General features: G+C 72.0%; 7 protein-coding genes. 1 reads left to right on the top strand and 6 read right to left on the bottom strand.

Annotation, left to right across the window (positions count from 1 at the left end; all coding sequences use genetic code 11):
* Nucleotides 1–62 precede the first annotated feature (62 nt).
* Complete coding sequence (locus K7G60_RS37385) at nt 63–728, bottom strand: DUF4097 family beta strand repeat-containing protein (RefSeq protein ID WP_225805422.1); 666 nt, start codon at nt 726–728, stop codon at nt 63–65.
* A 245-nt stretch (nt 729–973) separates the two neighbouring features.
* Here K7G60_RS37385 and K7G60_RS37380 point away from each other — a divergent pair, with 245 nt between their 5' ends.
* On the top strand, nt 974–1774 hold the full coding sequence (locus tag K7G60_RS37380) for a helix-turn-helix domain-containing protein (RefSeq protein WP_225805421.1): 801 nt from the start codon (nt 974–976) through the stop codon (nt 1772–1774).
* Here the strand turns inward: K7G60_RS37380 and K7G60_RS37375 are convergent.
* From K7G60_RS37375 to K7G60_RS37355, 5 genes are all read right to left on the bottom strand, one after another.
* A complete protein-coding gene (locus tag K7G60_RS37375; protein ID WP_225805420.1) occupies nt 1743–5414 on the bottom strand; it encodes an amino acid adenylation domain-containing protein in 3672 nt (1223 codons plus the stop codon). The two genes, K7G60_RS37380 and K7G60_RS37375, sit on opposite strands and share 32 nt — an antisense overlap.
* Nucleotides 5415–5793: 379 nt before the next feature.
* A complete protein-coding gene (locus K7G60_RS37370; RefSeq protein ID WP_225805423.1) occupies nt 5794–6453 on the bottom strand; it encodes a maleylpyruvate isomerase family mycothiol-dependent enzyme in 660 nt (219 codons plus the stop codon).
* A 2-nt stretch (nt 6454–6455) separates the two neighbouring features.
* A complete protein-coding gene (gene ahcY, locus K7G60_RS37365) occupies nt 6456–7859 on the bottom strand; it encodes an adenosylhomocysteinase (RefSeq protein ID WP_225805419.1) in 1404 nt (467 codons plus the stop codon).
* A complete protein-coding gene (gene metF / locus K7G60_RS37360) occupies nt 7852–8724 on the bottom strand; it encodes a methylenetetrahydrofolate reductase [NAD(P)H] (RefSeq protein WP_225805418.1) in 873 nt (290 codons plus the stop codon). The genes ahcY and metF overlap by 8 nt, the downstream gene beginning before the upstream one ends.
* Nucleotides 8721–9633 (bottom strand): vitamin B12 dependent-methionine synthase activation domain-containing protein (locus K7G60_RS37355; protein WP_308083185.1); only part of this gene is annotated, 913 nt, incomplete at its 5' end. The genes metF and K7G60_RS37355, both read right to left, overlap by 4 nt.

Here is a 9633-nt window from a genome sequence, read left to right as displayed (position 1 = left end):
TAGGCCGTTCGCCTCGATCGCCGGGGTGGTCATGGTGGTTGCTCCTCGAAGGCTGTGGGTGGTCAGAGGCTGCGGGCCGTGATGTCGCCGTACGCCGTGGTGGCCTTGACGGCCAGGCCGGAAGTGCCGTCGTTGCGGAGGGAGTTGGAGACGCGGCCGTAGGCGGTGCCGGCGTCCAGCGAGGCGGAGACGCCGGCGGCGGCACCGACCGTGATGTCGCCCTTCTGGGTGCTCAGGACGACCGTGCCGTTCGCCGCCTCGGCGATGCGGATGTCGCCCCGGGCGGTGCTGATCTCGGCGGAGCCGGTGAGCCGGCCGACCTCGACGTCGCCGTCGGCGGCGGTGAGCCGGAGGTTCGCGGCCTCGTCGATCTTGATCTGGCCGTACGCGCCCTCGAAGGTGACGTCGCCGAGCCGTCCGACACCGCGGAGTTCGGTGGCGGCGGCCTCGGCCTCGACGCGGGAGCCGGCGGGCAGCTGGACCGTGACCTCGATGGAGCCGGTGGCGCCGAGGACGCTGTTCTTCGACTTGGGGACCTCGATGCGCAGGACCCCGTCGGCGTAGGCGACTTCGGTGCGCTCGGCCGTCTTCACGTCGCGGCCCTTGGAGGGGTCGGCGGGCAGGACCTCGACGGTGACGTCGGCCCGGTCGGCGGCGATGAGCCGGATGCGGCCGGCGGGGACGGCGAGGACGGCGGCGATCGGGGCGGTGGTGTCGAACTTCTGCATGGTGCTGCTCCTTCGTCTGTAGCGGGCGCTTGTTCGCCGCGCTGTTTCCGATGAAGGAAAAGCTACGTTGCGTTCGATGATCCGGCAAGCGCTTCGTTGCGCAATATTGCCGTCGTTGCAGGTCAGTTGAGGGATTTCATTGCAATGGTTTTGAGAGTAACGCAACGAAGATGCATCATTGCGTTGCAATGGATTGCGCGTGAACGCTATGCTGGCGGCACCACGGACGACGTAAGGAGACCGCGATGCCGGGAGGCAGACTCACCCAGCCCGAACGCCAGCAGATCGCGCTGGGACTGGCCGACGGCCTCGCGTACGCGGAGATCGCCCGACGCCTCGACCGCCCGACCTCGACGGTCACCCGCGAGGTCATGCGCAACGGCGGACCCACCGGCTACCGCGCCGACCTCGCCCACCGCGCCACCGAGCAGCGCGCCCACCGCCGCAAGCCGGCGGCACCCCGGGGAACGGCGGCCTCCCCGCAGGCACACGGGCGCGACCCCGAGGCCATGCGCGCGTACGAGGAGACGTTCACAACCGTCATGATGGCCTCGGGCATGCCCAAGATGATGGCCCGCGTCATGGCCGCCCTGACCCTCGCCGACACGGGCAGCCTCACCGCCTCCGAGCTCGCCGAGCGCCTCCGGGTCAGCCCGGCGTCCGTCTCCAAGGCGGTCACGTTCCTCGACAGCCAGGACCTCATCCGCCGGGAGCGCGACGACCGCCGCCGCGAGCGCTACACCGTCGACGACGACGTCTGGTACCAGTCGATGATGGCCTCCGCCCGGTCCCTGGCGCAGATAGTCGAGACCGCACGGGAGGGCGTCACCGTCCTCGGCTCCGACACCCCGGCCGGCCACCGCCTGGAGAACGTCGCCCGCTTCCTCGACTTCGTGGCCGAGAACACCATCCGGGCCGCCGAGCAGGCCCGGGCCGTCCTGCACACGAAGCCCCCGGCCGCCCCGGAGGACCGGGACGGCACGGGGGCGGGTGCCCGGGAGGGCGCCGGGGGCGTCACAGCCCCAGGCGGTAGCGGATCTTCTTGACGAGTTCCGTCAGGTCCGGCTGCCGGAGCAGGCCGTAGTGGTCCGCGTCGAGCTCCACGACCGTCGGCGGGCGGGTGGACCAGCCCGTGGCGTTCTCCAGGAACGAGTAGTCGTCGCCCTCGGCCTTGAAGAGCGTCACCGGGCACGCCACCTGCCGCTCCGTCAGTTCCCGGAAGGTGTAGGTGAACTCGAAGGTCTCCTCGACGATCGCGACGATCCGGTCGATCAGATCGGGCTCCAGGGCCGGGAAGTCCTCCGCGACGCGCGCCACGAAGCTCCGCCGGTCGGCCGCCCGCACGCCCGTGTCGATCGCGCCCGCGAAGACCGAGTACAGGATCGTCACGAACGCCGGGTTGTCGTACGTCGCGCCGCCCGTCTCCGAGGAGCGGACCTTCGGGGAGCCCGGGGCGATCAGGAAGAGGTGCTCCACCTGCTCCCCCGCCGCCTCCAGGAGGTGCGCCGACTCGAAGGCCACGCGGGCACCGAAGGAGTAACCCCACAGGGTGTACGGGCCGGTGGGCTGACGGCGGCGGATCGCGGCCACGTCGGCGGCGGCCATCTCGCGGATCGTGGCGTACGGCTCCTCGCCCCGGTTGACGCCGTGCGCCTGCACCCCGTAGAAGGGCCGGTCGATGGCGACCTCCTCGGCCAGGTGCCGCAGGTTCATCGTGTAGCCGCCGAGCCCCGGCCAGCAGTACACGGGCGACTGCGCGCCGGCCGCGTGGAGCCGTACGAGACGGGAGGCGGGGGTGGCGGCGGCGCCGTCCAGCCGGTGCGCGAGCTTCTCGATCGTCGGGCACTCGAAGAGGACCTGAAGCGGAAGGGAGGCGTCGAACCCGCGGTTGACCCGCGTCACCAGCGCGACCGCGATCAGCGAGTTCCCGCCGGACTCGAAGAAGTCGTCCAGGACCGAGACCGCCTCGACGTCCTCGTACTTCAGGGCCTCCGCCCAGATCTCCGCGAGCCTGCTCTCCGTACGCGTACGGGCCGGGACGTGCGGGCGGCCATGCAGGCCCGCGTTGACCACGGCGAGGTCGGCGAGCGCCTTCGTGTCCACCTTGCCGTTCGCCGACAGGGGCAGCCGGTCCAGGACCACGACCCGGTTCGGGATCATGTAGTCCGGCAGGCGGCGCGCGAGGTCGTCGCGGATCATCTCCGCCGGGCCCTTCATGTGGACCGTGTCCTCGTACATCCCCTCGCTCAGCCGCTGCTCCCCGCTCACCCGGCCGCCGACGAAGAAGTACGAGGGGCCGGTCGCCCGTCCCGCCGCCGTCAGGATCTCGTCCACGCGGCGGGCCGCCGGCAGGGGATGGCCGGACTCGGAGCTGTAGCCGGAGGACATGAACCCGAGGCCGTGCCCGCCGAGCTGGAGGCGCTGGAGCACCCGGCCGAGGTCGACGTACGCCCGGTCCGTCGCGGCCGTGCGGCTGACCACGGTGATGCCGAGCGAGGCCCGCTCGTACACCGCCTGGTTGATCGCGATGACGTGCCTCTTCTCGACGAGGGAGGCCGAGACCGGGGTCAGGGTGCCGTCCTCGTAGGCGTACTGGCCCTCCGGAAGGTCCGGGATCCGGTCGCCGTGGGCCTGGACGTAGACGTCCACCTCCGGGTCGGCGCACGCCCCCTCGTCGTACGGGACGACCTCCCAGCACCCGTCCCCGCAGGCCCTGACGTCCAGGCCGTACCCGGGCAGGACCTCCTCGAACAGGCCCACCATGTGTCCGGCCTCGATCTCCAGGACCTCCTGGATGTTGTTCCGGTAGACCGGCTCGATCGCGGACCGCCTGCCCCGGAAGGAGAGCCGCAGCGACGGTTCGCCGGCGGCGGGGAGCGGCTCCGTCAGGTACAGGCGGTGGCGGACCGGGTGGTAGTAGTACGTGCCCGGATCCAGGCCCGCGATCCCGCGCGCCTCCACGTACAGCTGCGTCGCGTACAGCGCGCCCGGCGAGGCGTAGCCGTACTTCGGGAGGAGCCGCTCCTCGCTCGTGAACTGGCCGAACCAGCGCAGCAGTTCCCCGAGATCGGCCGCCGTGAGGCTGCCGACCGGACGCGAACCGATGCCCTCCGGGCGGCGGGCCAGGGCCGCGAGGACGTCGGCGCGGGTCACCTCGCCGCCCTCGTAGAAGCGGTACGTCTTGCGGGCGAAGACCGTCCGCCGCATCCGCTCCGACGGCGTCCCGCCCGGCAACTGGACCACCGGGCAGCCCGCCAGCTCGGCGTCCGCACGGGTGCCGGCATTGGAGAGCTGGGCCTTGACCTGGAGCTTCGACTCCTTGGACTGGTGGTGGGCGCCGTGGTTGCCCTGGTCCATCAGGGCCGCCTCCTTCGGCGACAGCTCCACGCAGGCGACGAGGTTCTGGAAGCCGGTGCGGGGCTCGTCCTTCACGATGACCGCCGCGTTCTTGACCCAGTCGTGGTCCTCGACGGCGAGCGCGATCTCGTCCAGCTCGACGCGGAAGCCGCGCAACTTGATCTGGTTGTCGGCGCGGCCCGCGAACTGGACGGTGCCGTCCTCGTTCCAGTGGGCCAGGTCGCCGGTCCGGTAGAGGCGCTCGCCGTCGTCGGCGGTGAGGAAGCGCTCCGCCGTCAGCTCGGGCCGGTCCAGGTACCCCCGCGCCACCTGGACCCCGCCGATGCACAGCTCCCCGTCGCGTATGCGGAACGTCGTCCCGCGGGCCGGTCTGCCGATCGGTACCGCCGCCGGACCGTCCGCGACCGTCGCCCGGTCCACGGTGTACGACGAGGCGTTGATCGTGCACTCCGTGGGGCCGTACAGGTTGACCAGCTCCACCGCCGGCAGCTCGGCGAGCAGCCGCACGGCCAGGTTCCTGGAGAGGATCTCGCCACCCGAGCAGACCCGGCGCAGACCGGTGCAGGTGCCGAGCCGCTCGGTGTCGACGAGGGCCTGGAGGAGCGTCGGCACGCCCTGGAGCACGGTCGCCCCCGACGCCCGGACCGCGTCGATCAGCCCCTCCGGGTCCCGGTACACCCCCGGCGGACCGACCGCGACCCGGGCCCCGACCGCCGGCGCGAGGATCTCCCACTGCGCGGCGTCGAAGCTCATCGGCGTCTTCTGCAGGACGACGGCGTCCGGGCCGAGGCGGTGCTCCTCCGCCATCCAGCGCATCTGGGACACGATCGAGCGGTGCTCGACCATGACGCCCTTGGGCCTGCCGGTGGAGCCGGAGGTGTAGATGACGTAGGCGAGGTCGTGCGCGTCGGGCGCGGGGAGCGGTGCCGCCCGCACCGGCGGCACGTCCCCGATGACGACGACCGTCGTACCGGGCGGGGCCAGCTCCGCGACCCGGTCCCGGAAGCGGTCCTGGGTCACGACGACCCGGGAACCGCTGTCCTCGATCATGTACCGCAGACGCTCCTCGGGGTACTCCGGCGAGAGCGGCACGTAGGCGCCGCCGGACAGGACCACGCCCCAGACGCCGGTCATCAGGTCGAGACTCGGCTCGACGTACACGCCCACGCGGGCGTCGCGGCCGACGCCGAGTCCCCGGAGGTGGGCGGCGAGCGAGGCGGTGGTGTCGTGCAGCTCGCGAAACGTGAGCGCTTCTTCGCCGAAGGCGACGGCGGGGGTGTCGGGCCGCGCGGCGGCGGCGGTACGGAGGAGCCGGTCGAGCGTGGACATGGGGTTCCCTTCGTCAGCAAGCCGCACGGCCGGGGCGGCGCCCCCCGTTGTGGGCGGTCGTTCCGCGCCTCGTCGTCCGTTGTGGGCAGTCGTTCCGCTGGGGCGGAACGGGTGGGCACAATGGGGGGCGCCCCTTGCCGGGCCCAGGCTCCCGCGCCTGAACGGCCACCACTTTGTGCGCCGCACACGGGGTGCGGGTCCAGGCGCGGAACGCGGAGGTCCCGCTCAGGGCGCCGTCCCGTGTGCCCACCCGTCCCGCCCCGCGGGACGACTGCCCACACGGGCGCGGACGGGGGCACCCGCCTCGCGGGCGCAGGCCCCACACGGCAGGTGGCGGAGGGGCACCGCCCCGCCGGGCGGAGGCCCGTGGGGGCGGGGCTCAGCGGTAGATGAGGAGTTCGTGTTCTGTCGCGCCCGTCAGTTCGTAGCGCGTCCGGACCAGCGGTCGCCCCGAGTAGATCCGGATCAGCGTCGCCGCGTCCCCCCGGAACCGCGCCGCCGGCCGGCCCTCGATCTCGTTGCCGAGGAAGACCGTGCCGTCCCGGTCGGCCAGGTCGCCGATCAGGCGCGGGGTCTCCCGGCGGCGGCTGGTCACCGAGAGCAGCGGGAGGGCGAGGTCGAGCGCCGCGCCGCAGTACGCGCCGGGCTCGCCGAGGGCCTCCCGTACGTCTCCGGCGTGGACCCATTCGCCGAGGGCGACCGCGTCGAGCCTGCCGTTCTCGCGCTCGGCGATGACCGGCCCCGCCTCGGTCAGGCCGCGTTCCAGTTCGTCGAGGACGCGGCCGACGGACCAGTCCTCGCGTTCGGCGACGTCGCGGGCGTTGGCTTCCGGCAGGAAGACGCCTTCTTCGAGGCGGTCCTCGACGATCCGGACGAGCGCCGCCCCGCAGTGGGCGAGGACCTGTCGGACGGTCCAGCCGGGGCACGCCGTGCGGAGCCCGTACGCCTCCTCCGGTGTGCGCCGGAGGAGCGGCATCAGCAGGTCCCGTTCCGTACGGAGGAGCCGGTGCGGGAGCCAGGGGTCACGTTCGGTACACATCATCAGTAGCGGTAGTGGTCCGGCTTGTACGGGCCCTCGACCGGGACGCCGATGTACGACGCCTGCTCGGGGCGGAGGGTCGTCAGCTTGACGCCCAGGGCGTCCAGGTGGAGCCGGGCGACCTTCTCGTCCAAGTGCTTGGGCAGCACGTACACGTCGGTCGGGTACTGCTCCGTCTTCGTGAACAGCTCGATCTGCGCCAGCGTCTGGTCCGCGAAGGAGTTCGACATCACGAAGGAGGGGTGGCCGGTCGCGTTGCCGAGGTTCAGCAGCCGGCCCTCGGAGAGGACGATGACGACCTTGCCGTCGGGGAAGGTCCAGGTGTGGACCTGCGGCTTGACCTCGTCCTTCACGATCCCCGGGATCCGCGCCAGACCCGCCATGTCGATCTCGTTGTCGAAGTGGCCGATGTTGCCGACGATCGCCTGGTGCTTCATCCGGGCGATGTCCGACGCCATGATGATGTCCTTGTTGCCGGTGGTGGTGATGAAGATGTCGGCCGTCTCCACCACCTCGTCCAGGGTCGCCACCTGGTAGCCGTCCATCGCCGCCTGCAGCGCGCAGATCGGGTCGATCTCGGTGACGATGACCCGGGCGCCCTGGCCGCGCAGCGACTCCGCCGAGCCCTTGCCGACGTCGCCGTAGCCGCAGACGACGGCCGTCTTGCCGCCGATGAGGACGTCGGTGGCGCGGTTGATGCCGTCGACGAGGGAGTGGCGGCAGCCGTACTTGTTGTCGAACTTCGACTTCGTCACGGCGTCGTTCACGTTGATCGCGGGGAACAGGAGCTCGCCGGCGCGGTGCATCTCGTACAGGCGGTGCACGCCCGTCGTCGTCTCCTCCGTCACCCCGCGGATGCCGGCCGCCATCGCCGACCAGTCCAGGGAGGTGGACTCCAGCAGGGCGCGGACCACCGCCAGCTCCTCGTTCGAGGCCTCCGGCAGCACGCCCGTCTTCTGGTACTCCACACCCTTGTGGACGAGGAGGGTGGCGTCGCCGCCGTCGTCCAGGATCATGTTCGGGCCGTCGGCGCCCGGCCAGGTCAGCGCCTGCTCGGTGCACCACCAGTACTCCTCCAGGGTCTCGCCCTTCCAGGCGAAGACCGGGATCCCGGCGGCGGCGATCGCGGCGGCCGCGTGGTCCTGGGTGGAGTAGATGTTGCAGGACACCCAGCGGACCTCGGCGCCGAGGGCGACCAGGGTCTCGATGAGGACGGCGGTCTGCACCGTCATGTGCAGGGAGCCCGTGATCCGGGCGCCCGCCAGCGGCTGCGCCTCCGCGTACTCGCGGCGGATCGCCATCAGGCCCGGCATCTCGTGCTCGGCGAGGGTGATCTCCTTGCGGCCGAAGGCGGCCAGCGAGATGTCGGCGACCTTGTAGTCGGAGAAGGCGGTGAGGTCAGACATGGACTGCAACTCTCCTTGCGCTGAGGACGGTCCGGTGGATCTCCAGGGCCGCCGTCGACTTGTTGAGCGTGATGTAGTGCAGGCCCGGCGCGCCCTCGTCGAGCAGCCGCAGGCCCATCCGCGTCGCGTGCTCGACGCCGACGCGGTAGGCGGCGGCCGGGTCGTCCTTCGCCGCCTCCAGGCGGTGCGCCAGGTCCTCGGGGAACGCGGCGTCGCTCAGTTCGGCGAAGCGCCGGATCTGGCGCACGTCGGTGGCGGGCATGATCTCCGGGATGATCGGGGTGTCGCAGCCGGCGGCGGCGACCCGGTCCCGCAGCCGCAGGTAGTCCTCGGGGTCGAAGAACATCTGCGTGATGGCGTAGTCGGCGCCCGCCCGGCACTTCGCGACGAAGTGCGCCAGGTCGCTCTTCGCGTCGGCGGAGCGCGGGTGGCCCTCCGGGAAGGCCGCCACGCCGATCCGGAAGTCGCCCAGTGAGCGCACGAGTTCGACGAGTTCGCTCGCGTACGTGAAGCCCTGCGGGTGCGGGGTCCACGCGCCGCGCGGGTCGCCCGGCGGGTCGCCGCGCAGCACGAGCACGTCCCGGACGCCGGCGTCCGCGTAGGCGCCGATGATGGCCCGCAGCTCGGCGACCGAGTGCCCGACGGCCGTCAGGTGGGCGACGGGCCGCAGGGTGGTCTCGGTGACGATCCGCTTCGTGACGTCGATGGTCCGGTCGCGGGACGAGCCGCCCGCGCCGTACGTCACGGAGACGAAGTCCGGCTTGAGGGCCTCCACGCGCCGGATGGCGTCCCAGAGGGTCTGCTCGCCCCTGTCGGTCTTCGGCGGGAAGAACTCGAAGGAGAAGGTGGGGGATCCGGGGGTCACAGGCGTCGGCCTCCCGCGTTGAAGTAGCTCGCTTCCGGGTGGTGGACGACGATCGCGTCCGTCGACTGCTCGGGGTGCAGCTGGTACTCCTCCGACAGCACGACCCCGATCCGCTCCGGCCGGAGCAGCGCGGCGATCTTCGCCCGGTCCTCCAGGTCGGGGCAGGCCGGGTAGCCGAGGGAGTAGCGGCAGCCCTGGTACTCGGTGCGCAGCATGCCTTCCAGGCCGGCGGGGTCGGCGCCGCCGATCCCCCACTCGCGCCTGACGCGCGCGTGCCAGTACTCGGCGAGGGCCTCCGCCAGCTGGACGGACAGTCCGTGGAGTTCGAGGTAGTCGCGGTAGGCGTCGGCGGCGAAGAGCCGGGCCGTCTCCTCCCCGATCCTCGATCCGACGGTGACGACCTGGAAGGCGACCGCGTCGACCTCGCCCGATTCCTCGGCGCGGTGGAAGTCGGCCAGGCAGAGGCGGCGGCCCCGCTGCTGGCGGGGGAAGGTGAAGCGGGTCCGCTCGCCTCCGTCCTCGTCCAGGACGATCAGGTCGTCGCCCTTGGACACACAGGGGAACCAGCCGTGGACGACGGCCGCTTCGACCAGGCCCTCGCGCTCGATCCGGTCGAGCAGCGCGCGCAGGCGCGGCCGGCCTTCCGTCTCGATGGTCGCGGCGTCCTTCAGTCCCCACTGGCCCTTGAACAGGGCGGTCTCGTCGAGCCAGGGGGCGTACTCGGCCAGCGGGATGCCGGTGGTGACCTTCGTCCCGAGGAAGGGGGGCTCGGGCACGGGGTTGTCGGCGGCGACGTCGGACCGGCCGGCCGGTTCGGGCTCCCGGACCTCCACCACCGGCTGCCGCCTGGCCACCCGGCGCTGCTTCAGCGGAGGCAGGACGGCCCCGGGCACGCCCCGCTTGACGCCC

The sequence above is a fragment of the Streptomyces sp. NK15101 genome (assembly GCF_020400725.1).
Lineage (GTDB): Bacteria > Actinomycetota > Actinomycetes > Streptomycetales > Streptomycetaceae > Streptomyces.
Note: the sequence above shows the minus strand (reverse complement) of the source record. Positions and strands in the feature narration are given on the sequence as shown.

Coding starts and splice junctions, on each gene's coding strand:
- K7G60_RS37385 (WP_225805422.1), bottom strand. CDS start 728: ATGCAGAAGTTCGACACCACCGCCCCGATCGCCGCCGTCCTCGCCGTC.
- K7G60_RS37380 (WP_225805421.1), top strand. CDS start 974: ATGCCGGGAGGCAGACTCACCCAGCCCGAACGCCAGCAGATCGCGCTG.
- K7G60_RS37375 (WP_225805420.1), bottom strand. CDS start 5,414: ATGTCCACGCTCGACCGGCTCCTCCGTACCGCCGCCGCCGCGCGGCCC.
- K7G60_RS37370 (WP_225805423.1), bottom strand. CDS start 6,453: ATGTGTACCGAACGTGACCCCTGGCTCCCGCACCGGCTCCTCCGTACG.
- ahcY (WP_225805419.1), bottom strand. CDS start 7,859: ATGTCTGACCTCACCGCCTTCTCCGACTACAAGGTCGCCGACATCTCG.